Genomic DNA, 25598 nt, shown 5'->3' with positions numbered 1-25598 from the left:
CCTTTAGCTTTACTAGTGGATGACCACAGGCATGCCTTCAGGTAAACTGAGGGATGGGACGACAGAAACAGTGGGTTGTGCAGCTGCGCGACGATGAGCGGCAGCAACTGACGGACATGATTCGGAAAGGCGTGCTGAGTGCGCGGGTCGTGACCCGCGCACGCCTCCTGCTCCTGAGCGATGGGGGCCTGCTGGATCGAGACGTGGCCGAGCGTCAAGGCGTGAGTTCTGCCACCGTCGCGTCGATCCGCAGGAAGTACACCGAGGGCGGCCTCCAGGCTGCCCTCCACGAGAAAGCACGGCCCAAACAGCCGCCCAAACTGAACGCGCAGCGGACGGCGATCTTGATCGCCGAAGTGTGCTCGAGTCCCGACGGCCGGGAGAAATGGACGATGCAACTGCTGGCCGATCGTCTGGTGACCCTGGGTGTGGTGGACAGCATCAGTGACGAGACCGTACGGAGAACACTGAAAAAAACGCACTCAAACCGTGGCAGGTTCAAAGTTGGTGTGTCGCCCAGGTAGGTGCGGACTTCGTGCGGCGCATGGAAACTGGAATGAACCCCTAGAGAGGACCAACGGCCAAGCCACTTCGCCCCGACCAGCCGTTAGGCTGATCACAGCGCGAAGGAGCATTCATGCCAGGACGCAATCACAGCCGTGAATTCAAGCTTCAGGTCGTCAACCAAATCAATTCAAGCCAGCGAACGACCGCTCAACTCAGCCGGGAACATGGTTTAGTGCCCAGCCTGATCCACCGTTGGCGCAAAGAGGTCGAGGCGCGCGGAGAAGCCGCCTTCACCGACGGCGTGGCCACAGATCGCAGCGCCGAGCTGCGGATTGCTGAGCTGGAGCGGTATTGCGGCCAACTTGCCTTGGAAAACACCATCTTGAAAAAATCGCTGGCGACGTACCGCTTGAACAAAGGCACTTTTAGGATCTCGGATGCGCGTGTCGCGCATCCCACGGTGTCGGTGCGTCGCCTGTGTGAGCTGCATGCGGTCAGTCGGTCGTGGTACCTCCGTCAACGAAACCGCGCAGTCATCGACCAAGATCAACGACTCGCTGCCGACATTGAAGCAGTGGTGCTGAAGTGGAACGGCTATGGGTATCGGCGGGTCACTCGCGAACTGGCACGCAGCGGGCAGTCCATCAATCACAAACGCGTTCTGCGGGTCATGCGGGAACATCGCTTATTGTGTCGACCCAAGCGGCGTTACCAGCGCACCACCGATTCCACTCACAGCGAGAAACGCTTCCCCAATCTGCTCCCACAAGGGATTCCAACCCAACCAGATCAGGTCTGGCAAGCTGATCTGACGTATGTGAGGGTGAAGCAGGGTTTCGTCTACTTGGCATGCGTGCTGGACAGTTTCACGCGTGAGATCGTGGGCTGGTCAATGTCAAAGTTTATCGACGCCGACCTGTCACTGGCCGCGCTGAATAACGCGCTTGCTGCTCGCAATCCAGCACCTGGACTCCTTCATCACTCTGATCAAGGTGTCCAATATGCCAGCCGGCTCTCTATCGCCCGCCTGCGGGCGATGGGTATCACGCCAAGTATGTCCAGAAGAGGCAATCCCTACGACAACGCTCGCATGGAAAGTTTCTACAAAACTCTCAAAACAGAGGAGGTCGATCTTCAAGATTATGCTGATCTGGACGATGCACAGCGCCATGTGAACCACTTCATCGGTAAGCTTTACAACCAAGAACGCCTGCATTCCAGTCTCGGCTACGTCCCACCTGCCGAGTTCGCCGCCCGCTATCATCCAGCCTAGAAGTGACTTGCCTGCTGGTCCTGCGCTTTGGGTTCACTCCATGACTGGGCAGGCCACGCCCAGCGTTGAAGAGAATGAAGTGAGCGCCAACAAGCGTGGCGGCATCTTTTATAAGCAGAGCGCCGCTGGAGAAGGTCAGGGCAACCGCTGCTTCGGGAATGGCGGCGCGAACCTGGGTCTTGATCTTGACGCGGGCAGTCCGGGACCAGACTTTCAACCCGGTGAGTGCAGCGACTGAACGCACTGGAAACGGCACGTCACGGCGGGACTGAAGGAACTTTTTGTCATTTTTGATGCGATTGTAGCTAACCCGAATATAGGCACAGACCCTGACCGCGATGACAAAAAGAATTCCCGACTCAGACGGGATTTTTATTGGTGGGTGGTATGGGAGTTAAATCTACGGCCTCTCGCGTGTGAAGTTGATGCTCCATCATTGAGTCAACCACCCGTTTTGCTCTGCCACTGCTTTATTTGGTGGGCCTTGCCAGATTTGAACTGGCAAACCATCGGTCATGAGCTGATTTTTGTCCATGACTGTGTTCTAGCTTCGGGGTGTGCAGGGAAGGTGGGTGGGCCGCGTTCGGCTGGCAGGAGAGCAGTGGGAGGAAGTGGTGGGAAAGCGCCTTCCAGACAGCTTCGGATTGTGAGATGAATCTTCTTCCAGCCTGATCTCAACCCACTCCAGCTCTCCGTCACCGCAAGCTGCCAGACTGAGAAACTGAAATCGCTTCTACTGACCCTGACACTGGCCAGTCTGGGCGTGGGCCTGGCCTACAATCAGAACGCCGCCATCCTGCCGGACCCGAAATTGTCTCCCGGCGACGTGTTGTACCTGCCAGTATGGACGCAGCCGAGCTAAACAAATATGCAATGCTCAACGCCTGCATTGAGACGCTGATGGAGAGCCGCGCCTTTAGGACCAGACCACCATCTAGACGCAGCGCTGCGTGATTCCATGTCCACGTTCTACGAGTGGCCTATTGTCGACAGGAAAAAACGGAAGACCCGCCTGGGTCGGCTCGACGGGTCACCGTTGCTGGTGACGGGCCTGTGGAACCGCTGTGAGTTAAAGGAAGGTATGGTGAAGTTCTGCATGCTTGTCACCCGACCGCTGATCTGCCGGGCCTGCACAGCACGCCTGATGAAGCGCGCCAAGCGGCCCTGACGACTGTCGAGTGCTGAGCATACAGGCGGCCTGAAGCTGCCTGCAGAATGCGCTGCGTTCCAAGCGCAATCACTGAGTGCAAGCCAGCTTCTATACTCCGGTTGCATGCCTGCCTTTACCGCGCTGGAGGCCTCTCCCGAGACCTATTTTCGTTCGATCATCCTGTTCGGACGGAATGTGGCGTCGTACAAATTTGCTCTCGCAGCCGCACTTCTTGGCCTCGCGGCTGAGGGGCGGAGTGTTGTCTCCCTTGAGGAGTTGGCTGGCCCCTTCACTGACCTTCTCCTTGAACACCTCCGGACGGTCGACAGACAAGGGACTTCTGAGAGCAGCAAATTCCTGACGGCTTGCCGGGCGCATCTTCAAGGCGGCCTGAGCCGGGAAGACTTGCTGCTCGCCACCGTCCGTCTCGGTTTCAACAATGTCATTGACGCGTTTCACATCGTCAACCAGAGTGAAGTGCCCGTAAGGTTTTTCGTCGACGAACGGCGCTCCAGAGGCGGACTGCTGCTGACGCAAGAACTTCTCGCCCTCCCTGAAGTCCGCAGGGTGCAGTACGCGAGTCTTCCGCAGGAAGTCGAGGCCAGGTGGCGTCTGGTCGAACACGCCTGGAGTCTGGAGCTGCCCGCAGCCGTCCTGAATATTCAGGTGGACAGCACGCTCGGACAGTTGTTTCTCGTTGATCGCCAGCGGCGCAGAATTGACCTGACAGGCGTGAGGGACTCACTCAATGGTTACCAGAAGGGACACTGTTTCTACTGCCAGCAGGAGATAGGGCTGGCCGCTCTCGATTCCTCGATACAGGCTGAGGTCGATCATTTCTTTCCGCATGTCCTGAAGACCCGGGGGAGCAGGTTGCCAGTGGACGGCATCTGGAATCTGGTCCTCGCCTGCCAGAGCTGCAATCGGGGAGAAAGTGGAAAATTCGCCCGTGTGCCAGCACCGGAGCTGATTGAAAAACTGCACCGGAGAAACAGCTACCTGATCCAAAGTCATCACCCGTTGCGAGAGACATTGATCAATCAGACTGGGAGCAGTGAAGCTGAACGACTGATGTTTCTGCGCTCAATCGAGCTTGAGGCCGTTCAGCACCTCGTTCACCGTTGGAGACCTGCCTATGTGCATACCCCCGTCGCCTGAGGCGTCGTATTACGATCAGCACGCCGAGACTTTTGAAGACCAGACCCTTCACCTCGATATGGAAGGGCTCTACGCGCCATTTCTGTCGCGCCTGCCTTCCTCTGCCTCCATCCTTGATGCAGGTTGTGGACCTGGCCGTGATGCCCTGGCCTTTGGGCAGCGTGGGTACAGCGTCGATGCCTTCGACGCCAGCCACGAGATGGCCCGCCGTGCCAGCCTCCGGCTGGGCCAGTATGTACCACAGGCCCGTTTTCAGGATCTTGAGGGGGAAGCCAAGTATGACGGTATTTGGGCGTGTGCCTCCCTGCTCCATGTGCCGCGACCTGAGCTACCGGGGGTGTTCCAACGAATAGAACGGGCACTCAAACCTACAGGGGTGCTCTATGCGTCATTCAAATACGGTCAAGGGGAAATGCTGCGCGGCACCCGCCGATTTACTGACCTCAATGAGACCCTCCTTGAGGCTGTGGTGCGGGGCACGGCCACGCTCAGGCTGAGTCAATCTTGGATCACGGCTGACATACGGCCTGGCCGAAAAGAAGAGCGCTGGTTGAATGCTCTTGTTGTCAAAACTCTGCTTGTAAAATAACCGCGAATAGGGGTTGACCTGAGCATCGGATTATGGTGAAAGGTCGATATCACGAAACTTGAGATTGTAGCCGAGCACGGCCAGGGCGACTTTCCGCCGCAAGCTCAACTTGGTTTTGACCTGCCCCCAGCGCAACCCCGCGCCCACGAGAACGGACAAGGCCGATTCGATGATCTTGCGGGCGGCAGCATACTCTTCCTTCCAACGCGGGTCCGGCGTCTTGGCGTTCGTTTTCGGCGGTGTGCGGTACGTTCCAGATTGATAGCCCTTGTCCCCAATTTGCTTTGGCCCACCAAAGGCGGGCCAGTCAACATTCATCTCACAGCCAACGACGAAGTCGTGGACGTTGGCTGGGTGCAGTTCATATTTGGCAATCTTGCCGTTCAGCGTCGTCCAGGCATGTACCTTGTATCCATACACCATCCCAGCGGTGCTAAACCCATACGCGGCACCTGGAAATTTGCAGCGTTTTGCCCGCTTGAAGAGGCAAGTGGGCAGCGGTGCGGAATCGATCACACTGAAGTCGAGTTGCTCGACTTCAACGCTCACGCGCTCAATGACGGGTGTCAAGCGCTCCAGGCGCACCCGCGCCTGGACTTCTGAGGGGAACCACGGAAAGAAATTGGTCTTCAACATCGCCCACCAGCGGCTGAAATACACCGCTTTATGGAGGTGCTGGAGCACCGCGACGGCCACCAATTGTGCATCCGAAATTTTCTCGTGGCGATGGATCAATTTCTCTGGCATCTGTGGGCTCAGCCAGGTCGTGAGGCGCTGAAAGCTGCTGGGGATCGGCGGTAAACTGAGATCGGGACGGCCCATAACACCGTCCCTTTTTCATACCTGCTCATCAGTTGTCAACCCCTATTTGCGGTAAATAGATCGGCGTTCTCCCGGTCCTGCACAGTTGTGGCTAAGCCATTAAGGTAAAAATGCCGATTCCGAGATGTTAGGCAGCTTGCATGACTGTCATTTCAGGTTGCTGACTGGCTGGACGGCTTCTCACTTATATTCGGTCTTGAAGGTTCTGCAGGGCGTCGTGGTCGTGTCTTCTATGCTCGAGGCTTAACTCCACTTGCGCAAAATCGACTGAACTCCAACTCTGCCAGGAGCGTTGGCTTGCCAACGGCCAGCCTCCTGGACAACGTGACGGTTCAAGGCCACGTCTTCGAGACTGGTTTCGGCGGGACGGGCGGACTTCGCAGTTTCGTTCCTGCCCGTGTGCTGGCTTCGGCGTGCAGCGTGAAGGTGTGCAAGTTGTAGTCGGCTGGCAGAGAAGGGGAGAAGTGGGGTCAAGTGGTGGAGAACCCCCGTCCAGACAGCTTTGGATTGCGATCTGCACGGGTGCCCCTGCGGTCATCTCGGTGATCCTGAGAAAGCCTGCACCTGCTCGCCGCTGACCCGAAATCGCTACGCCGCCCGGCTCAGCGGCCCGCTGCTCGACCGCATTGACCTGCGCGTGAGCGTGCCCCGGCTGACGGTAGACGAACTCACGCGGGCAGGCATGCCCGAGCGCAGCGCCCCGGTGCGCGCCCGCGTTCAGGCGGCCCGCGACGTGATGCTGGCGCGTCAGGGCGAGCGCAACAGCCTGCTGATCGGTCAGGCGCTGCGCCACCACGCGCCGCTGGCGCAGGGTCCCGCCGCCTTCATGGCCTCGGCGGCTCGGCAACTCGGCCTCACCGGGCGCGGCCATGACCGGGTCCTCAGGCTGGCCCGCACGGTGGCCGACCTCGGCGGCAGTCCCGACATCCGTGAGGTGCATCTGGCCGAGGCGGTGGCGTTCCGGCCCAGAGAACTCTAGGTGTGGTCAGTCGTTTTCGCCGCATAGACGGCGCTCACTAGGTTCCGGGTCCATCTCGGTATTGATCAGGGCCGGAACCGCGATGTCCGGCACACTGGGACAGGTCTGCTGTTCATCTCGGTACAGTGGTGATGTTCGTTCTCGGTCAGGGCGTCGGCTCAGCACGTGAGAAGGCCCTGGCAGAAGGTTGTGCCAGGGCCTTCATAGGGGTGCTCAGTGCTCGTCGCGCAGTTCGTCTTTCAAGTCGGCGTCGGACACGACCAGGCCCGGATTGACCTGACCTTCCATGGCGTTGGTCATAATCGGTACCACTATTGGGGGCTCAGCCTCGCTGCCCGCCGCCGCGCCGTGCTGGCGCTCGGAATTGGTCTGGGCGTCGGCTCCCTCCTCACGCAGTTCCTCGTCGCTCTTGCCCAGCGGCGTGTCGCCGTACCTGCCGTGTTCGGTCATGATTCCTCCCTCCGTTCCTGGGTGTCGGGCAGCACTGAGTCGGCGGCCACCACGGCGGGCGAACTTGTTCCGGCAATGGGAATGAGCACCGGCACTTCCTCGTCGTTGCCCATCTCGGCGTGTCGTCGGCGCTCAGAATTGGTCAGGGCATCGGCCCCCTCTTCACGGAGTTCCTCGTCACTCTTGCCCAGCGGCGTGTCGCCGTACTTTCCGGGTTGTGTCATGGCTCAGTCTGGCGGCCTGCTGGCGGGGGCGGGTGAATGTCAGCTTCAGCGGCCTTTAGCTGGTGGCCCCCACCTGGGGGGAGGGTCGGGTATGCTGACGGAAACCGACGTGCTTGAAGGAGTGGTGCCATGAATGACCGAATTTTAGGAGCGCTCAAAGCTGTGGGGATCAACGATTCTCCGCTGGCGAGCCTCGATCACGAACAGCAGTTCTTCGCCCTGACCCCCATGCTCCTGCTCTATCAGGCCGCTGACCCCGCCAGTCCGCTGAGGCAGGTCACGCTGCGCGACATCAGCCGTATCCACTCGGACCACCAGGGCACCTTGCGGGTCGAGACCGCCAGCGGCACCAGCATCACCGCCTCGCTGCTGGGTTTCGATCCCAACCGGGTGCAGCGCTTCTTCCAGACGGTGCGTGACACCACCGCCCGCGCCAAGCAGCAGCCCACTTCACCGCTGCCGAGCGTGGGCAGCAAGATGTTCTCGCCCGCGCCGACGGCGGCCAGCGCGCCTCCTGCCGTGCCCCCGGCGGTGTCGGTTCAGTCATCGGCACAGCCGATCGGCATACAGCCTGCCCAGGGATCAGCGGCGGCCGGGCCGATCAGCCTCGGCAAGGACGCGCCCGCCGAGGCTCCCCTGGAAGGTGGCCCCAGGGTGGTCAAGATCGGCGGATCTCAGCCCATTTCAGCCCAGGCCAGTTCTCAAAAGCCCAGCGCCATTCGCATCGAGGCCACGCCCCCGGTCGGCGTGAGCGTCCCCAGCCCGGCCAATGCCGCTTTCGGCAAATCGCCCGAAGTCGCAAAACTGGAAGTGGCCAAAGTTGAATCCGTCAAACCGGAAGCGGCCAAATCCCAGCCAGCCGCTTCAAAGCCAGCCGCCTCACTGCCGCCCGCTGCCAGCGGGACACAGGCGCTGATGTATGAGCAGCCTGCCAACTCGGCCCGGCTGGGCCGCCTGGCCCGCTCGGTGGGCAGTCTGCGCTGGACGGTGCGGGTGCTGGCACTGGTGCTGGTACTGGGCGCGCTGGGTATGGGCTACGTGCTGTGGCAGCAGGGCAAGAGCAGCCAGATTCCGGCGCTGTGGACTGTGACCATCGGTGTCGTGACTGCCGTGGCGCTACTGGTGCTGGCCGAACTGCTCAAGCTGGTGTCGGCGCTGGGCGAGGCCGTGGCCCGGCAGGGCGGATCGTCGGGTGACTGAGCCGGGCGCGGAAGTCCTGCCGCCCGTCACCGAACCCAGCACCCGCAACCTGATCGTGGGGGCGGTGTCGCGGGCGTCGGTCTCGGGTCAGGAAACCGAGGTGGCCGGGTTCCTGCGCGGCTGGATGGAGGCCCACGACTTCGCGGCGCACGTCGACGCATCGGGAAGCGTGGTAGGCGTGCGTGGCAGCGGGCCGCTGACGGTGGTGCTGCTGGGCCATATCGACACCGTGCCGGGCCACATCCCGGTGTGGCTTGACGATTCGGGTGTGCTGCACGGGCGCGGCAGCGTGGACGCCAAGGGCAGCTTCTGCACTTTCGCAGCGGCGGTCTCGGGCCTGCCAGACGCAGCACTGGTGGCGGCCACTTTCATCTGTGTGGGGGCCACCGAGGAGGAAGTGGCCAGCAGCAAGGGCGCGCGCCACGCTGCCGCCCAGTACTGCCCCGATCTGGTGGTGATCGGCGAGCCGAGCGGCTGGGAAGGCATCACCCTCGGCTACAAGGGACGGCTGATCGTCAAGGCCGAGGTCCGTAAGGACAATTTCCACACGGCGGGCGAGGGCAGCAGCGCGGGCGACGACCTGACCGAGGGCTGGTTCCGGGTGCGCCAGTGGGCGGCGCAGGCGTCCGGCGAGGGCGTCTTCGGGCGGGTGCAGGCCACCGTTCAGTCGCTCAGCGCAGAAAGTGACGGCCTGGAGCAGGTGGCGCGCGGCGTGTTCGGGTTGCGGTTGCCTCCCCATGTCTCGCCAGCACTGGCCCGTGGGCAGGTCAGCGCTGCGCTGGGCGACCTGAAGAGCCTGACACTCGACTTCGTCGGAGACGAGGTGGCGGTGCGCTATGAGCGCGACAGCCCGCTGGCCCGCGCCCTGCGGGTGGCGATCCGGCAGCACGGCGGCACGCCCGTCTTCAAGCTCAAGACCGGCACCAGCGATATGAACGTGGTGGCCCCGCACTGGCCGGTGCCGACTCTGGCTTACGGGCCCGGCGACAGCTCGCTCGACCACACCCCGCAGGAACGGCTCGATCTGGCCGAATACGACAGGGCAGTGCAGGTGCTCAGAGCGGCGCTCACCCGGGTGGCCCTCAAGTCGGCCCGTACTGGTGAGTGTTGAAACGATGCTGAAGCCGGACCCGCCCGCGCCCCTGTTTGCTATGGTAAACGCATGATCCGACTGGAAACCGAACTGGAGTCCGCCATTCGCGAACACCAGAACACCACGGCGCTGCTGGTGGCCCTGGGCGTGCTGATCGGCGTGGGCCTGGCCGCCTGGGTGCTGTCGCTGCCGCCGCGCGACTCTGTCAAGAGCGAAGACCCCGAAGCCCCGCTATTTATCTGATGATCTGACCATCGACTTCAACGGGTCCGGGGAGCCGTGCAAAGGCAGTCTCCCCGGACTTACCGAGAGTTGAGACTTACCGAGAGTTGAGTTGAGAGTTTTCAGGTCAGCGGGCGGTTGACCAGCGTGATGGCCTGCACCGGGGCGTACATGTCGTTGCTGCTCAGCAGGTCGCCCACCGAGCTGTAGGTTCGCAGCACCTGGCCGCCCTGCTTGACGGCGAAGAGGTGGCCTTCGGCGCTGACCTGCATCAGCCAGGGCGCGTCGCTGGGTTCGCCCACCAGGGTTTCGAGTGTGAAGGTATTGCCGGGCGTGCCGTCGGCCTCGATCTTGCGGACCTTGCCCGCCACGCCGTCCACGATGTAGACCGTGCCGCGCGCGTCCACGCTCAGGCCGTGCAGCGGGCGCAGCTCGTCACTGGTGCGGTCCATCCGGAAAGCGTAGCGCGAAACGTACTCACCCTGCGGCGTGAAGCGCTGCACCTCGCGGTTGCCGCTGTCGAGGACATAGATATGCTCGCCCTGGCCAGCGGCGACGGTGCGCGGCTTCTCGAATCTCCCCAGGCCGTGCCCGCGCCCGCCGAAACGGCGCTGGTACTGACCAGCCCGGTCGAAGACGACCACGTGGTGCGATTCGCCGTCGAGGACAAACAGCGAGTCGCCGCACAGGGCCATGCTGATTGGGGCGAGCAGTTCGTTCTCGCCCAGGCCATAGGTTCCGAAGGCCAGCAGTTCGCGGCCCTCCGGCGAGAGCTTGCGAATCAGCGCGCCGCTCTTGCCCTGGCGAAACTCTGGCAGGCTGAGGTAGATGTTGCCTTCCTCGTCGGCGGCCAGCGCATTGGGCGCGGACGGCAGCGAGTTCTCGCCCGTCTGGTCGCGCAGGCTGACCCGCAGCTTGCCCTTGAGGTCGAGCAGGCGCAGGGTGCCGCGCTTTTCCTGCACGCTCATGGCCAGCGCGTAGGGATCGTTGAAGGTCTCGTCACTCAGCACCCCGGCGTCGAGGCGGCTGATCACCTCGTCGAGCGAGGGCCGCAGCGCCGGGTCTTTCTCGATCATGCCCAGCACCAGGTCGTTAAGCTTACCCGGTACCTCCAGCCGCACCTGCTTGGGCGGCTTGGGCGACTCGAAGATCTGCTGATGCACCACCGCCTCGTAGCTGCCCCGGAAAGCGGTCTGGCCGGTGATCATCTCGTAGGCCAGCAGGCCCAGCGAGTACACGTCGCTGCGCGCGTCCACCCGGTTGCCCTTGGCCTGCTCGGGGGCCATGTAGATCGGCGTGCCGACCCGCGCCCCGGTCATGGTGAGGCGGGTCAGGACCTTGCCCACGGCGATGCCGAAATCCATCAGTTTGACGCCGCCCTCGCGCAGCTTGCCGTCCTGGAGCGCGCCGCGAAGCATCATCACGTTGGCGGGCTTGATGTCGCGGTGAACGACGTTCTGGGCGTGGATGTGGCGCAGCGCGTCGGCCAGCGAGCGGATGATCTGCACCGTCTCGCCAAAGGCGAGCTGCTTATTTTCCAGCACGGCTTCCAGGCTGTCACCGTCGAGAAACTCCATGGCGATGTAGTACTCGTCGCCCTGCGAGCGGTAATCGTAGACCCGCACGATGTTGGGGTGGTTGAAGCGCTTGAGGACCTCGGCCTCGCGGTAAAAGCGCTTGACGAACTTGGCGTCGGCCAGGTACTTTTCCTGCGGCACCTTGAGGGCCACGGTGCGCCCATCGGATTTGCGCCGGGCGCGGTAGACGCTGCCCATGCCGCCGATGCCGATGCGGTCGAGGACGTCGTAGTCGGCGAACTTGAGGTCAGTGACCGTGGGCGACTGGGTGAGATTACGCAGGGTGGGATTGACGGGCGGGCGCGGTCCGCCGGTGCGGCTCACCTGGGCGGGCCGAGAAAGCTGACGCTCGCCGCCGAGCAGCAGCAGCGCGCCGCCGCTGATGGCCAGGGCACTGACCAGCAGGCCCTGGGCGCGCTCGACGCTGCCGCTGAGCGCAACCAGCACGGCGGCCAGCAGGGCCGCGCCCGCCACCCCCAGCGCCAGCCCACGCTCGCCGGGGCGAACCAGCAGCAGGGCCGCCACCACGAAGAGCGCGGCCAGCAGGGCAATGGTGATGAGTGCGCTCACCGGTTGTGCCCGGCGTCGATCAGGAGACCAAGAACGAGGTAAGCAGCCATGTCTTTTACTTTATAACCGACAGGTTCTCACGCGGCCCTGACACGGCCCCCCAGCGCGAGAAAGAAGTTGGCAAGACCCGGCAAACTATACTGAGCGCGTGAGGCACGACGCGGAACTGGTGGAGCTGTTTGAATATAAGGTGGCGGACGTGCAGCGTGGCCGCGAACCCAGGGGTGGCAAGCGCGGCATCGCCGAACTGCGTGAATATCTGCTCGGGGCGTCGCTCGACCCGGTCATGATGCGCCGGGTGCGTGCCGCTGACCGGCTGTGGCGGGCTGCCGTGAACGGCACCACCCCCACCGGGCGGCACATGGACGGCGAGCAGATAGGTGCGCTGGGACTGATGGATATGGGCGAGCTGGAACTGGGCAAGCTGAGTGCCGTGCCGGAGAGCCTCAAAACCCAGCTCGGTCAGCTCAAGACCAAGCAGGTGGCCGCCGCCGACACCGCTGCGCCGCCCGGAGAGCGCAACGAGTGGGAAGTGCTGGGGCAGTTGCGTGCGGCGTTGTTTCACGCCGATCTGCGTAGCCGCGCGCGTCAGCAGGCCCGCATCTGGCTCAAGGAACCCCGGCTCTCGACCATCCGGCTGGCCTACGCCCTGACCGAGAACATGGACCGGGGTGGACCGGGCACGGCGGTGCCGCCGCTGCACGACGCCTTTTCGTCGCTGCACGACCCCGATATCGCCGCTCAGGTGCTCAGCACCCTGGCCCGGCAGCTCAGCGTGCAGGCCGGTGAACTCTCCAGGCGCTATGTCCAGGTCAAGTCGGCGCTGACCCAGCTGGCCGACACGCCCTTTCCGCGCAGTCCCCAGGCCGACGTGATGGACGCCCAGGTACAGGCCGCCGAGCACGAGCAGCTCAGCTTCGAGGTCCGCCAGGCGCTGGTTCAGGCGCTGCAACGCGGTCCCGACGCGCCGCGTAGCGCTGCTGAGCGCCCGCCCATTCGCAGCGCGGCGAGTCGGCTGCTGGCATTTCTGGAAAGCGTCATTCCGGTCAGCAGCGGCGGGCAAGGGCTGGAGTGGCCGCTGCTGGACGGCCTGCTGTTTGCCCGCAGCCAGGCACTGCGATTGCCAGAACCCAGCGCCCAGGCGCTGTCGCTGGCCATTCATCTGCCCGGTGGCGAGCAGACGCACTGGCGCGGCCAGCCGATCACCTGGAAAGCGGTGCTGGTCGGCAAAACCGAGCCGCAGCCCGGCTGGGAGGTGCGGCTGAGCGAGGCCGAGGTGTCCGGCGAGGTGGCCGAATCCGGGGCCGCCAGGAGTATGAACATCGTGCGCCTCTCGGCCCAGCGGCCCGACGCGGAGAGTCAGTTCGCCGGGCAGCCGGTGCGCCTCTCACTCATCGGCGGCGACCTGGCCCTGGAACTGCGCCCGGTGACGCACACCGATCTGTTTCCGCTGGCCGTCGAGGCCCGGCTCACCGCCGCGCTGCTCGAACCCAGCGCGAGTTACACCCACTTGCGGCTGGCCCGCGCGGTGGCCCAGCGGCTGCGCGGCGGCGAGATCAACCCTGAGAAGGTCTCGGCCCAGAGTGCTGAGCGCTACGCCTCTGCGCCGCCTGAAACGCTGCTGACCTTTGCCCGTCAGGGTGCACAGACCTTGCTGGCCTACGCGGCTCGGGGCGATGACGAGGCGCTCAGCCGGGCCTTCGCCGAGGCGCGCACCTTCTTGCAGCTCAGCCGCGTTCACGGCGAGGCGCTGCTCGATCTGGTGCGCCTGAGTCTGCACGTCGAGGCGCTGGCGGTCATCGACAACGAGGGAACTGAGGGCGGCTTGATGGAGGTGGAGGGCGAGCAGTACGCTCTGCTGCTGTTCCGGGGTCAGCCGATCACAGTGAGGGTCAGGGGCCGTCCGGTGACGCTCAGAAGCGATTACAAGGGCGATCTGTGCGCCGTGATGGCGGGTGCGCCCGCCGCCCCAGTGCGCGACCTGCTGGTCATTCCGCTGCCGCAGGGAGCCATCACCATCCTGCGGCTCGGTGAGCGGGTGGCGGTGGGCTTTCAGCCGCTGCTGGAGCCAGCGCCCTGAAGTTCCGCTTTCTCTGAAAACGCTGGTCGCCTCAATATTGCCAGGCGCAGTTGACTGACCACCCATCTGACGGCCAGCCCGGCGCATCATCAGCAAGCTGCTCATTAACGAGCTGCCGCGTTCCAGTGCGGGTAACATCCCTGCTGTGCCGCATTGTCCCGCACGGTAAGCCGGAGAACACGGCAGCGGGCCGGGTCGGTGGTATTCTGAGCGGCGGTTTGGTATGGACTCAGTCCCAGCAGTCGGCCCCCTACAGAGTAGGCGGCGGCGCGCGGGTCGGCCCGAAGTGCGGCAAGGAGGCAAAGACGTTATGTATAAAGGCAGAGAGGGCCAGTGGGCCTTTTATCTTCACCGCCTTTCGGGTTTGGCGATTTTGGCGTATTTCCTGATTCACGTCATCAGCATCAGCCTGTTCGTGTTCGGCGAGAAAATTTATATGGCTGTACACGGCGGCTACGATTTCATTCTGTTCCGGCTGGCCCTGATCCTGGTGGCGGCGGGCGTGATGTACCACGCCATGAACGGCCTGAGAATCATCGTGATGGACTTTACCGGTAAGGGCGTGGCCTACCAGCGCCAGCTCTGGTACGGCGTGCTGCTGATCAGCATTGTCTGGACCGTCTATGTGGCGTTCAAGGTGCTGCCGCGCGTGGCGGCGGGCATCTAAGTGAATAAGGAATTGAAATGACCATTCGTGCCCGCACCATGCAGGACGCCAGGGAGCAGTCTCACACCAACGCCGAACTCAACTGGTGGATTTTCATGCGGATCAGCGGCCTGATCCTGGTTTTTCTGGTGCTCGGCCACATCTACATGACCTTCGTGCAGGTCAGCGAGTCGGACGCCACCTTCGACGCGGTGGTCAACAAGCTGTCCAACCCCGCCTGGAAGTTCTACGACTGGCTGCTGCTGACGCTTGCCATGCTCCACGGCGTCAACGGCGCACGCTACAGCATCGACGACTATGTTCGCAGCCGCCCCAACCGGGCCTGGGTCAGAAACACCTTCTTCACGGTGGTCGCCATGATCTTCGCGCTCGGCACGGTGGGTCTGTTCTCGTTTAACCCGTACTGAGCGGGTGGGGGAGGAAAGGGAGGCGGCCACGCCGCCTTGCCATAAAGTCCCCAACCTTAATCGCCGTGACTGAAATCTCGCCGCGCCCGCTCTATAAAGGACTTTAAGATGCATCATCGTTATGACGTTCTGGTGGTCGGCGCTGGTGGCGCTGGCTTAATGGCGGCCCTCTACGCGGCCAAAGGTAACGTGTCGGTTGCCTGCATTTCCAAGCTTTACCCGACCCGCTCGCACACCGGTGCGGCGCAGGGCGGGGTCGGCGCGGCCCTGGGCAACATTCAGGAAGACCACTGGGAATGGCACATGTACGACACCATCAAGGGCGGCGACTACCTGACCGATCAGGACGCCGCCGAGATCTTCGCCAAGGACGTGATCGAGGCCGTCTACGAGCTGGAGCACATGGGCCTGCCGTTCTCGCGCACCGAGGAAGGCAAGATCGCCCAGCGCAAGTTCGGCGGCCACACCCGCGACTTCGGCAAGGCTGCTGTCGAGCGCAGTTGCTACGCCAAGGACCGCACCGGCCACATGATCCTGCAGACCCTGTACCAGCAGAACGTCAAAGAAGGCACCATGTTCTTCAATGAGTTCCACGTGCTCGATCTGATCATTGAGAATGGGCGCTGCTCAGGTGTGGTGGCCTACGAACTGTCCACCGGCGAAATTCACACCTTCCATGCCAAAGCGGTGATTCTGGCGGCGGGCGGCTACGGGCGCATCTTTAAAATCACCAGTAACGCCCTGACCCTGACCGGCGACCTGATGAGCATTTATTACCGCAAGGGCCTGCCACTGGAAGATATGGAGTTTTACCAGTTCCACCCCACCGGCCTGACCAAGCTCGGCATTCTGGTCACCGAGGGCATTCGCGGTGAGGGCGGCATTCTGCGTAACAAGGACGGCGAGCGCTTCATGGAGCGCTACGCCCCGACCCTCAAGGACCTCGCGCCGCGCGACATCGTCTCGCGCAGCATCTACACCGAGATCCGTGAGGGGCGCGGCGTCGGTCCCGACAAGGACGCCGTCAACATCGACCTGACGCACCTGCCCAGAGACGTGATCGAGAACAAGCTCAGCGAGATCACCGATCTGTCGCGCACCTACCTGGGCCTCGACCCGGTGAAGGACCTGGTGCCGATTCAGCCCACTGCCCACTACGCCATGGGCGGCATTCCCACCACCATTGACGGCGAGTGCATCGCTGACGACAGCGGCTCTCTGATCGAGGGGCTGTACGCGGCGGGCGAGCAGGCCTGCGTGTCGCTGCACGGCGCGAATCGCCTCGGCACCAACTCGCTGGGTGACCTGATCGTCTTCGGACGGCGTTCGGGCATCAATGCTGCCAAGTACGCCCGTCACGTCGAGCTGGCCGAGATGCCGGAGAACCCCGAGGTGGAGTCCAGGGCCCTGATCGAGAACCTGAAGAATGCTGACGGCTCCGAGAATGCTGCGCGTATTCGCAAGGAGTTGCAGGAAACGATGATGAACAACGTCGGCATCTTTCGCAACGGCCCGGATATGGAAAAGCAGGTCGAGATTCTGCGCGAACTCAGGGCGCGCTATCAGCACGTCAATGTGCAGGACCCCTCGCAGCGCTTCAACTCGGAGCTGATCGAGGCGCTCGAGCTCGGCTTCATGCTCGACTGCGCCGAGGCGATGACCCACAGTGCTTTAAACCGCACCGAGTCGCGCGGCGCACATGACCGCGAGGATTTCCATACCCGCGACGACGTGAACTGGCTCAAGCACAGCATGGCCTACAAGGACTTTGCCCGGCCCGGCAATGTCAGAATCGGCTACAAGCCGGTGGTGTTCAAGGATTCGGGCGACGGCGAGTACGAGAGCCTGACCACCTACACTCCCGCTGAGGCCGCCGAGTTCAAGTTTCCCCCCAAGCCCCGCACCTTCTGAGTTTCTGCCGAAATCCCCGCTGGAGTCATTCATGAACATCAATGTCAAAATCTTGCGCTTCGATCCTGAAAAGGACAAGAAGCAGCACTGGGAGAGCTATCAGGTGGAGGCCAACCCCGGTGACCGGGTGCTGGACGTCATCAACCACGTCAAGTGGTACCTCGACCCCACCCTGACCTTCCGGCGTTCCTGCGCGCACGGCATCTGCGGTTCGGACGCCATGCTGATCAATGGGCGCAATAGATTGGCCTGCAAGACCCTGCTGCAAGACATCGTGAAAGATGGCGGCACCATCACCGCCGAGCCGATTCGCGGGCTCAAGGTCGAGAAGGACCTGCTGGTCGATATGGAGCCGTTCTTCGACGCCTACCGCTCGATCATGCCGTACTTCATCAACGACAACCCCGCTCCGGCGGCCGAGCGGTTGCAGTCACCGGAGGATGCTGAGCGCATCGATCAGAGCTCCAACTGCATTCTGTGCGCCTGCTGCACCACCTCCTGCCCAATTTTCTGGGTCAACGGCAGCTATATCGGCCCAGCGGCCATCGTGCAGGCGCACCGCTTCATCTTCGACACCCGCGACGCCGCCACCCAGCAGCGCCTCAACGTGATGAACCAGAACACCGGCGTGTGGCGCTGCCGCACCGCCTACAACTGCACCGAGGCCTGCCCCCGTGACATCCCGATTACCCAGCTCATCGAGGAAGTCAAGCGCGCCGTGATGTACCAGCAAGCGTAAGGACGCCCCAACCCAGTACCCCCGCTCAGTTCTCGTGGCTGGCGGGGGTATTTGGTTGCCACCACCGCTTAGCACAAAACAGCCAGGCTCACCGGGGGGGCGGCGGGCCTGGCCTGTCTGAAGGGAAGACGAGCGTTCAAACATCTGGGGGGACAACGCTCAAGGGCCATGCTACTCGGGGCCTCTTCCAGGTTTCTGACAACCTGTTTTCGGCGGCTTAACGCTTCCAGCGTGCTCCGTCCTTGGTGTCTTCCACTGTCACGCCGACCTCGGCCAGCTTGCCGCGCAGGGCGTCGCTCTGGGCATACTGCTTGCTGAGGCGGTAGTGCTGCCGGGCTTCGAGCACCACGTCCATCAGGGTGCTGACCAGGGCGGTGTCGTCGGCTGCGCCGATTGCCATGCCCGCTGCGAAGAGGCCCAGCACCTGCCCGCCGAGTTCGCGGTACGCTGCCTGCGCCTGCGTCAGCGCACCTTTGCCTACCTCGCCCGCCGCCAGGGCCGCGTTCACGTCGCTGGTGAGGTTAAAGAGGGCCGCCACCGCGCGGGGCGTGTTGAAGTCGTCGCTCATGGCATCCTCGAAGGCCTGGACGTGCCGGGCGACCTTTGCCGACAGGACATCCTCCCTGTGGGGCGCAGTCGGCAGGCGGCGCTCAATCTCGTTCAGGGCGTCGTGCAAGCGCCGGTAGCCGTTCTGGGCGCTGACGAACGCCTCCTCGCTCATTTCGGTAATCGAGCGGTAGTGGCTGCCCACCAGCAGAAACCGGATGACCTGCGGATCGACCCGCTCAAAGAGGTCCTTGAGGGTTGTGAAGTTGCCCTTGCTCTTGCTCATCTTCTCGTTGCCGATGGTGAGCATGTTGTTGTGCATCCAGTAGCGGGCAAAGCCGTGCCCCGCTGCCTCGGCCTGAGCGATCTCGGCCTCGTGGTGCGGAAATTCCAGGTCGAGGCCGCCGCCGTGAATGTCGAAATTCTCGCCCAGGTACTTGAGGCTCATGGCCGAGCATTCGATGTGCCAGCCAGGAAACCCTTCTCCCCAGGGCGAATTCCAGCGCATGATGTGTCCGGCCTCGGCGTTCTTCCACAGTGCAAAGTCGCGGGGGTCTTGCTTCTCGCCGCGCACGGCCTCGCGGGTGCCTTCCTCCTGATCGTCGAGCTTGCGGCCCGAGAGCTTGCCATACTCGGGCCAGCTCCGCACGTCGAAGTAGACGCTGCCGCCTGCCTCGTAGGCGTGGCCCCTGGCGATCAGTTCCTGAATGAGTTCGATCTGCTCGGTGATGTGGCCGGTGGCGCGCGGCTGGATGCTGGGCCGCTGCACGCCCAGCCGCCCCATGTCGTCCATGAAGCTCCAGTAGTACTTCTCGGCCACCTCCATCGGTTCGAGCTTTTCCAGCGCGGCGCGGCGGGCGATCTTGTCCTCACCCTCGTCGGCGTCGTTCTGGAGGTGGCCCACGTCGGTGATGTTGCTGACGTAGCGCACCGAGTAGCCCCGGTGGGTCAGGTAGCGCCGGATCACGTCGAAGGCCACTTCCTTCTTGGCGTGGCCCAGGTGGGCGTCGCTGTAGACGGTGGGGCCGCACAGGTACATCCCGACCTTGCCGGGCGTGGTGGCCTCGAAGCGCACCTTGCGGCGCTGCATTGAGTCGTGCAGATTGATGTCCGGCCAGCTCAGATCAGGAAACAGGGCGCTGAAGGCGGGATCGGGGGTTGGAAGGGTGGCTGGGTTCATAAAGCCTCCGGGCAGGGGAGAGCAGAAAGGAGGGTGGAGTCAACTTGGCAAAGCAAAAAAAACCGCCTGCCAACTCGGGGTCGCGGCGGTGCAGCAGCAAGGGTTGCGGCGGCTACCGTGGGCACCCAGGACACAGGCAACAGAAGCTGGACAGGGCAGTGGGCAGGCGGAACATGGCCCGAGTATAGCAGCCAGGCCGCGCTGCCCGGAATGCAGGACCGCATCAGCGTTTTGCGGCGGCCAATCCCGCTAAGCTGAGGCATGCCGCCGCGCTTGTTGACGCTGGGCCAGCTCAAGCTCGGTGGGCTGGACTTCAAGCGTGAAAAGCCGCTGCTGCTGCTGGCGTATCTGTGTCTCTCAGGCATCCAACTGCGCCGCCGGGTGGCCCAGCAGTTCTGGCCCGACGCTGCCAATCCCATGAACAGTCTGGCCGTGGCAGTGGCGCAACTGCGCCGGGCCGACCCCGAGCTGATCGGGGCCAGCGAAACGCATTTGCACACCGCCCTGCCATGCGACGTGCAGGCGTTCCGGGAAGCGCTGGCGGTGGGCGATCTGGGGGCAGCGGCAGCGCTCTACCAGGGGCCGTTTCTGGCTGATCTGCGCCTCGCTGAATTGCCGGAAGAACTCGAAGAATGGGTCATGACCACCCGCGAAGACCTGGCCGACACCTACCGCCGCGCCTGGATGGCAGAAGCGCGGCGGCAATCGGGCCAGGCAGAGCAGGCGGCGGCGGCGCAGGCGGCGGCCCGAGCCTACCGTCTGGGTGCCGCCACACCGCTGCCGCCCGAACTGCTGCGCGAACTCTACAACCTCCTCAGCGCCGCCCAGCACCCGGACGCCCACCTGATCGAGCAGGAAGCGCGTGGGCTGGGCCTGACCCTGACGCCGCAGGACGCCGGGGCTGCGCCGCTGCTGGGCCGCCGTCATGAGCTGGCCCGCCTGGGTCAACTCAGGGCCGGGGAAACCCTGTGGGTCTGCGGGGCGGTGGGCCTGGGCAAATCGGCCCTGCTGCGCGCCTCGGCGCTGGGGAGTCAGTTATCAGGTGGCCAACTGCTCCTGGGGCGCTCCGGGCACGCCTTCCAGACCCTGGAGCCGCTGATTTCAGCTTCAACCCATGCTCCGTCCCATTCGGCTCCCGCCTCGGCCTCTGACTGGCTGGCGTTCCTGGGCGCACGCACCGCGCCGCTGCTGCTCGACGACTGGGAGGCCGCCGACACCGAGTCGCGGCGGGTGCTACTGGCGTTGGCCCATTCCCGCGCTGGACCGCCGCTGATCATCAGCAGCCGGGAACGCTCGGCACTGGGGTCGGGCAGCGGTCTCTCGGAGCTGACCCTGCGCCCGCTGGAAGCCCAGGAACTCGGTGGTGATCTGTACGCCCGGACGGGCGGCCTGCCCACCCTGATCGAGGCGGTGCGCCAGCAGCGGCCCTGCCTGGAAGCGCTCTCCGGGCTGCTCGCTCCCCTCACGCCGCGTGCCCGGCAACTGCTGGCCTGCCTCACGGTGCAGGTGCAGCCCGACGCCCGCATCACCGGCGCGGCCCTGCAACTCGGTCCCGAGGAGCTGGCCGAGGCGCACGAGCACCTTCAGCGGGCCGGGTGGCTGGACGGCAACGAACTGCGGGCCAGGGACACTCTGCGCGGGTGGCTGGGTGCCCAGCCGAGCCTGGAAGCCGAGGTGCTGACGCTGCTCGCGCCGCAGTTGCCGCCCGCCGACGCCCTGCCGCTGTACCTGCGGGCGCAGGCGCTGACCGGTTCCAGCGAGTTGCCGGGCTTTCAGGCGGCGCTGGCTGCCAGCGCTGCGGCCCTGCTGGACGCCGAGCAGGAAAGCGAGGCTGAGGGGCTTCTGGCCGCCCATGCCCGCACGCCCGAAACCTGGCTGCTGCATGCCCGCGCGCTCGACGCGCTGGGGCGCGGGCCGGAAGCCCTGAAGCGGCTGGCCGACTTGCCACGGACACCGGACGTTCAGGCGGTGCGGAGCCTGGCCCTGTGGCGCACTGGACACACGGAGGAGGCCCGCCACGCCGCGCAGGTTGCCTTGTCTGGTGATCTGGCGGCCCGCGCACGGGGACATATGGTGCTGGGAACGCTGGCGCTGGCAGCGCAGGAATACCCGCAGGCCAAAGCCGCCTTCTCGCGGGCGTGTGGTCTGTTTCGGCTGCTGGGAGACGACCTGGGCTACCTCAAACTACTCTGTCAGCAGGCGGTCGCCATGACCGAACTTGCCGATGACCTCACTGCGACGATACACGAGATCAAAATGCTCTCGGCGCAGCATCCGCAGGCCGTGATCCTCAACAACATCGGCTGGCTGCTGGAGCGGCAAAACGAACCAGAGCAGGCACTGGATTTTTACCGGCAAGCGGCGCAACTGGCCCAGAACAAGCAGCAGGCGGCGGCAGCGGCTTTGGCCTGGAACAATGTGGGCGCACTGGAGCAGCGCCTGACGCACTTTGAGGACGCAGAGCAGGCGTACCAGAATGCCATCACGCACGCACGCCTGACCGGAGAAACCCACACGCTGGCGATGGTACTGGGCAATCTGGGTGAATTAAAAGGGAGTCTGCCTCTCATTGAGGAGGCCATTGAACTGCTGCGCGGCACTGGACAGGAACATCTGATCGCTTACTTTGAGGGGCAGCGCGCCGCGTTCACGGCCCGTTCAGGGGAGATTTGACAGGCTGACCCACAGGAGGAACACCATGAATGTTTCAAGACAGGTCATCCGGGGACTGAGAATAGGCTTGCTGTACGGGGGTCTGCTGTGCGGCGCGGCACTGGGTGCAGGGCTGGCCCCGGTGCCGGGCAGTGGCCTGCCGGACGCCTGGGGCACGGCGGGCAGCAAGGTGACCCTCAGCGTGCCGGAGGTGGCGGGCAAACCCGTGAGGGTCTCCGGGGTCACCCTCCCCAGCGCGGGCCAGCAGGTTACGGTGACCATTCCGATTCGCACCCCACCGGGACGTTTGCGGGTGCAGTTTGTCAACGACAGTACCCAGCAGACCATCACCACCCGCGACATCGAGGTGCTGGCCCCGCAAGCGCCCAATGCCCCGGAGGCGCGGCGTGTGCAACTGCTGATCAGTCCCAAACTCACGACGCCGCAGGTCGATGCGCTGCTGGCCCGGCTGTTGCCGAACGTCGGCACGCTCAACTCGCGCGAAACGCTGCCCATTCCAGTAGGCTCGCCAAAAACGACAGGACCTTCGCCTTGTGGAGGCACGCTGGCTGAGATTCAATTGGGCGCAGGTATTCCGCTCGAAGCGGCCCTCAACCAGCTTGCACAGCAGGGCGGCGAGGACGTCTGGTATCCCGATCCGATCACGAACTGGGGGGTTGGTGCACTGGCCCAGACACTGCCCAGCCCGTCCCAGAGTGGCCAGGCCCAGGCGGTTCAGCAAAGCTTCCACTACGCGCCCGCGCCTGTGCTCCCCAGGGTGGTGCTGGGCAGTCCGGCAGGCGGCATGACCGGCGCAGGCGTCACCATCGCCGTGCTTGACACCGGCTTCAGCCCCCAGCTTGACCCCACCCACGAACTGACCGACGCGCAGGGAAACCGCCTGCCCCGCGTGTTGTTGCCGATCAATGCCCTCGTCCCTTACGACCCGGCCAACCTTGCGCCCTCACTCTCAGGGGCACAGGACTTCTGGGAAGGGCACGGCACCCAGGTGGCAATGCTGGCGGCAGGCGCGCTCAGCGGTGCGGCTCCCGGCGTTGGGGTGCTGCCGATCAAGGTCTGCTCGCCGGGCGACGGGCGGGCCACTTGCAGCACCAAAGATGTGCTGCGCGGGCTGTGCGTGGCGCTCAACCGGGTTCCGGCACAGCAGCTCGTCATCAACCTCAGTCTGGGCGGTGCGGCACCGACGGGGGCCATTCACGCGGTGCTCAACTGGGCGCAGCTTCAGGGCGCGGTGGTGGTCGCGGCGGGCGGCAATCGGCACCAAAATACGGCCAGCCAAACCGATCCCGAGGAGTATCCTGCCGCCTTCGCCCGCTCGCACGCGCCGAGTCAGGGGGCCCTGCCGATCCTGGCAGTGGCGTCCACTACACCTTCTGCGGGTGGCGGGCGCAGTCTCAATGCCTCCTCGCTGTGGCCACTGTCACCCTTCAGCACGCGGGGCAGTTACCTGAATATCAGCGCTCCCGGCGACTTGCTTGACCTGGGACACGTTCAGCTCTACAGCGGCACGTCGTTTGCCTCGCCACTGGTGGCGGGCGCGGCGGCGCTGGCGCGGCAGGCCAATCCCAACGTCAATGCAGCGGCGCTGCGGACCTACATCCTGTCGGGCAGCCGGATCATCGTGGGCGCATCCACCCCAGTCTCCGCCGCTGCGCCCCAGGCCGCACCGGTTCAGGTCTTGCCGATGCTGAGGCTCAGCGGGTACTGAGTAAAAAAGCAGCTTGAGTCTTCCAACGCCTTGCCCCGCTTCGTGCGGGGTTTTTGCTGTCTGGGGGTGTGTGCAATTGTTTCTGAACAGCAGCGTGGTCCATCTTGCCAGGAGAGGGCAGTCAGGCGCTGAATCCGGCCGGTGGCTGGGCGTTGCTGAGTTCCAAAACCAGCATTCCAAAACAGACCGAGGCGAAGAATCGTCTCACTTCCAGGACCCACCCAGCGCACGTTTTTTGGCGCTCCTGGTGGAGCGTTCATGCCCGTTCATGGCCCGTTCAGGGGGGGGCGTGTAGCTTGATCTCAGCAGCGAACAAGAAGGGAATCAACGAGAACAGGCAGCGGCTCAGTAAGGAGCCAAAGGTGCCTGCTGACCTCCCCCGCTGCCTGACGGCCCCGGTTTCTTTGCCCCACATCCACAGGAGGACAGCCCATGTCACAGCAAACACAGTCACACCGCACCGAGTCTACCCACACCGCCGCCCGCCCCTTCGCCCGCGCCCTGATCAGCCACAAGGAAGGTCACACCATGAACAAGACCCTCAAGACCGTGCTCGTTCCCGCCCTGCTCCTCAGCGCCGCCCTCAGCCTGGCTGGATGCAGCACCACCACGCCGCCCGCCGCCAACACTGCGCCCGTCGCCAACTTCACCGTCACTCCGGCCAGCGGCCCGGCGGCCCTGAATGTCACTGCCACCAACACCAGCAGCGACGCCGATGCGGGCGACACCCTGACCTACGACTGGGACTGGGGCGACAGCACCCCCCACAGCAGCGCCGCCTCGCCCAGCCACACCTACGCTGCCGCTGGGACCTACACCCTGACGCTCAAGACCACCGACAGCCACGCCGCCTCCAGCACCAAAACCGCCAGCGTCACCGTGACTGTGGCCGCATCAACCACGCCGACCATCCTGAGTGTCACGCCCACCACCGGCACACTGGGCAACGCCGACACCACCAGCATGGTCGTGACCTTCAGCGAGCCGATGGACACCGTGTCTACCCAGGCGGCCTACAACTCGGCCTCGGTGGGCATTCGGCAAGCCTACGGCGAGGTGACGTACTCGTGGTCTCCCGATCACAAAGTGCTGACCGTCATCCCCAACACGCCGCTGAACTACGCCCTGGCTCCGGCGGCGGCCCAGACCTACAGCTACTTCATCTCCACGGCGGCCAAGAGCGCGGCGGGCGTCTTCCTCGCCTCGCAGTACAACACCAGCTTTAGCACCCACGTCAAGCACCTGAACGAAGTGCACTACAGCGATTTCAGCAGGGACGCGGGCATCTCGGGCGGCTTTCTGGCGGGCATTTACACCGTTATGCCCCCAGCCCTCAGCATGACCATCGGGGACGATGCCCTCAACAGCACCCAGGCCGCTTACCTTACCTTCGATCTGAGCAGCCTGCCCGCCAGTGTGCAGTCCGCCAACATTCTGGCGGCCGATCTCAAAGTGAAGCCTTTTGCTGCGCCCACCAATGCGCCGTATACCACCCTCAATATCGGGCCGAAGAAACTGACGGTGCAGGGCCTGGTGTACGGCAACACCGTGGATTTGAGCGAGTTGCTGCCGATGAACGAACTGGCGAGTAACCTCGACGGCACGCTGATGAACGCCGATGTGCTGGGCGAAGTCAAGACCGACTGGGCAGCCCGCGCCGCGCAGAACAATCTCTCGCAGTACCAGTTGCGCTTTGCCAACATCACCGCTGCGCCGTTCGTCGCCAACCAGGCCACCATCTTCAGCGGCGACCCGGCCAACACCACCAACCGTCCCAAGTTGACCCTCACCTACCTGGCCGACAACTGAGCCTGGCCCGGCTGAACTGTTCATCTGCCTGCGTTTGCCCGACCCACCCACTGCATTTTCAAGG

Annotated in this window: 23 protein-coding genes; 18 read left to right on the top strand and 5 right to left on the bottom strand. The window is 63.9% G+C overall.

Annotated features, from left to right (window positions below; all coding sequences use genetic code 11):
• Positions 1-53 precede the first annotated feature (53 nt).
• From N0D28_RS14570 to N0D28_RS14545, 6 genes are all read left to right on the top strand, one after another.
• Complete coding sequence (locus N0D28_RS14570) at positions 54-524, top strand: helix-turn-helix domain-containing protein (protein ID WP_260560204.1); 471 nt, start codon at positions 54-56, stop codon at positions 522-524.
• Between the two features lie 113 nt (positions 525-637).
• Positions 638-1780: an IS3 family transposase gene (locus tag N0D28_RS14565; protein WP_260560203.1), complete on the top strand. Its 1143-nt coding sequence runs from the start codon at positions 638-640 to the stop codon at positions 1778-1780.
• A gap of 40 nt (positions 1781-1820) precedes the next feature.
• The gene (locus N0D28_RS14560) at positions 1821-2018 is read left to right on the top strand and encodes a hypothetical protein (RefSeq protein ID WP_260560202.1); all 198 of its coding nucleotides are present in this window, start codon (positions 1821-1823) and stop codon (positions 2016-2018) included.
• Positions 2019-2738: 720 nt separating this feature from the next.
• The gene (locus N0D28_RS14555; protein WP_260560201.1) at positions 2739-2948 is read left to right on the top strand and encodes an SOS response-associated peptidase; all 210 of its coding nucleotides are present in this window, start codon (positions 2739-2741) and stop codon (positions 2946-2948) included.
• A 105-nt stretch (positions 2949-3053) separates the two neighbouring features.
• Positions 3054-4088: an HNH endonuclease domain-containing protein gene (locus N0D28_RS14550; protein ID WP_260560200.1), complete on the top strand. Its 1035-nt coding sequence runs from the start codon at positions 3054-3056 to the stop codon at positions 4086-4088.
• A complete protein-coding gene (locus N0D28_RS14545; protein ID WP_260560199.1) occupies positions 4066-4677 on the top strand; it encodes a class I SAM-dependent DNA methyltransferase in 612 nt (203 codons plus the stop codon). Before N0D28_RS14550 ends, N0D28_RS14545 begins: the two co-directional genes overlap by 23 nt.
• Before the next feature lie 30 nt (positions 4678-4707).
• Here the strand turns inward: N0D28_RS14545 and N0D28_RS14540 are convergent, their stop codons facing one another.
• Positions 4708-5499 carry an IS982 family transposase gene (locus N0D28_RS14540; protein WP_260560198.1) on the bottom strand — a complete coding sequence of 264 codons (792 nt, stop codon included), beginning with the start codon at positions 5497-5499 and terminating at the stop codon, positions 4708-4710.
• Between the two features lie 502 nt (positions 5500-6001).
• Between N0D28_RS14540 and N0D28_RS14535 the strand changes: the two genes are divergently transcribed.
• Entirely contained in the window at positions 6002-6478 is a 477-nt protein-coding gene (locus N0D28_RS14535; RefSeq protein ID WP_260560197.1) for a magnesium chelatase subunit ChlI family protein, read from the top strand.
• A gap of 213 nt (positions 6479-6691) precedes the next feature.
• Here N0D28_RS14535 and N0D28_RS14530 read toward each other — a convergent pair whose 3' ends face one another.
• Positions 6692-6928: a hypothetical protein gene (locus N0D28_RS14530; RefSeq protein ID WP_260560196.1), complete on the bottom strand. Its 237-nt coding sequence runs from the start codon at positions 6926-6928 to the stop codon at positions 6692-6694.
• Positions 6925-7152 (bottom strand): hypothetical protein, encoded by a 228-nt coding sequence (locus tag N0D28_RS14525; protein WP_260560195.1) that lies wholly within the window; start codon positions 7150-7152, stop codon positions 6925-6927. The genes N0D28_RS14530 and N0D28_RS14525 overlap by 4 nt, the downstream gene beginning before the upstream one ends.
• 129 nt (positions 7153-7281) lie before the next feature.
• Here N0D28_RS14525 and N0D28_RS14520 point away from each other — a divergent pair, with 129 nt between their 5' ends.
• The 3 genes from N0D28_RS14520 to N0D28_RS14510 are packed head-to-tail and all read left to right on the top strand — an operon-like array spanning position 7282 to position 9688.
• The gene (locus tag N0D28_RS14520; RefSeq protein ID WP_260560194.1) at positions 7282-8352 is read left to right on the top strand and encodes a hypothetical protein; all 1071 of its coding nucleotides are present in this window, start codon (positions 7282-7284) and stop codon (positions 8350-8352) included.
• Positions 8345-9463, top strand: a complete 1119-nt coding sequence (locus N0D28_RS14515; protein WP_260560193.1) for a [LysW]-lysine hydrolase — start codon at positions 8345-8347, stop codon at positions 9461-9463. Before N0D28_RS14520 ends, N0D28_RS14515 begins: the two co-directional genes overlap by 8 nt.
• 51 nt (positions 9464-9514) lie before the next feature.
• Complete coding sequence (locus tag N0D28_RS14510) at positions 9515-9688, top strand: hypothetical protein (protein ID WP_260560192.1); 174 nt, start codon at positions 9515-9517, stop codon at positions 9686-9688.
• A gap of 101 nt (positions 9689-9789) precedes the next feature.
• Here N0D28_RS14510 and N0D28_RS14505 read toward each other — a convergent pair whose 3' ends face one another.
• On the bottom strand, positions 9790-11814 hold the full coding sequence (locus tag N0D28_RS14505; RefSeq protein ID WP_260560191.1) for a protein kinase domain-containing protein: 2025 nt from the start codon (positions 11812-11814) through the stop codon (positions 9790-9792).
• 148 nt (positions 11815-11962) lie between these two features.
• On the opposite strand from N0D28_RS14505, the gene N0D28_RS14500 reads away from it, so the two are divergent.
• From N0D28_RS14500 to N0D28_RS14480, 5 genes are all read left to right on the top strand, one after another.
• Positions 11963-13894 carry a hypothetical protein gene (locus N0D28_RS14500; protein WP_260560190.1) on the top strand — a complete coding sequence of 644 codons (1932 nt, stop codon included), beginning with the start codon at positions 11963-11965 and terminating at the stop codon, positions 13892-13894.
• Positions 13895-14204: 310 nt separating this feature from the next.
• The gene (sdhC, locus tag N0D28_RS14495) at positions 14205-14561 is read left to right on the top strand and encodes a succinate dehydrogenase, cytochrome b556 subunit (RefSeq protein WP_260560189.1); all 357 of its coding nucleotides are present in this window, start codon (positions 14205-14207) and stop codon (positions 14559-14561) included.
• Positions 14562-14578: 17 nt separating this feature from the next.
• Complete coding sequence (locus N0D28_RS14490; RefSeq protein ID WP_260560188.1) at positions 14579-14968, top strand: succinate dehydrogenase hydrophobic membrane anchor subunit; 390 nt, start codon at positions 14579-14581, stop codon at positions 14966-14968.
• A gap of 108 nt (positions 14969-15076) precedes the next feature.
• Positions 15077-16879, top strand: coding sequence for a succinate dehydrogenase flavoprotein subunit (sdhA, locus tag N0D28_RS14485; RefSeq protein WP_260560187.1), 1803 nt, complete (start codon positions 15077-15079; stop codon positions 16877-16879).
• 31 nt (positions 16880-16910) lie between these two features.
• Positions 16911-17618: a succinate dehydrogenase iron-sulfur subunit gene (locus tag N0D28_RS14480; RefSeq protein WP_260560186.1), complete on the top strand. Its 708-nt coding sequence runs from the start codon at positions 16911-16913 to the stop codon at positions 17616-17618.
• 217 nt (positions 17619-17835) lie between these two features.
• On the opposite strand, the gene cysS is transcribed toward N0D28_RS14480, so the two are convergent.
• The gene (cysS, locus tag N0D28_RS14475; protein WP_344984030.1) at positions 17836-19344 is read right to left on the bottom strand and encodes a cysteine--tRNA ligase; all 1509 of its coding nucleotides are present in this window, start codon (positions 19342-19344) and stop codon (positions 17836-17838) included.
• 261 nt (positions 19345-19605) lie between these two features.
• Between cysS and N0D28_RS14470 the strand changes: the two genes are divergently transcribed.
• The 3 genes from N0D28_RS14470 to N0D28_RS14460 all read left to right on the top strand — a co-directional run bounded on the left by N0D28_RS14470 (position 19606) and on the right by N0D28_RS14460 (position 25534).
• Entirely contained in the window at positions 19606-22017 is a 2412-nt protein-coding gene (locus N0D28_RS14470) for a tetratricopeptide repeat protein (protein ID WP_260560185.1), read from the top strand.
• A 25-nt stretch (positions 22018-22042) separates the two neighbouring features.
• Positions 22043-23725 (top strand): S8 family peptidase, encoded by a 1683-nt coding sequence (locus N0D28_RS14465; protein ID WP_260560184.1) that lies wholly within the window; start codon positions 22043-22045, stop codon positions 23723-23725.
• A 432-nt stretch (positions 23726-24157) separates the two neighbouring features.
• A complete protein-coding gene (locus N0D28_RS14460) occupies positions 24158-25534 on the top strand; it encodes a PKD domain-containing protein (protein WP_260560183.1) in 1377 nt (458 codons plus the stop codon).
• Positions 25535-25598 lie beyond the last annotated feature (64 nt).

It is taken from the genome of Deinococcus rubellus (assembly GCF_025244745.1).
Taxonomy (GTDB): domain Bacteria; phylum Deinococcota; class Deinococci; order Deinococcales; family Deinococcaceae; genus Deinococcus; species Deinococcus rubellus.
The sequence above is the reverse complement of the archived record's forward strand: the minus strand, read 5'-3'. Positions and strand labels throughout refer to the sequence as shown.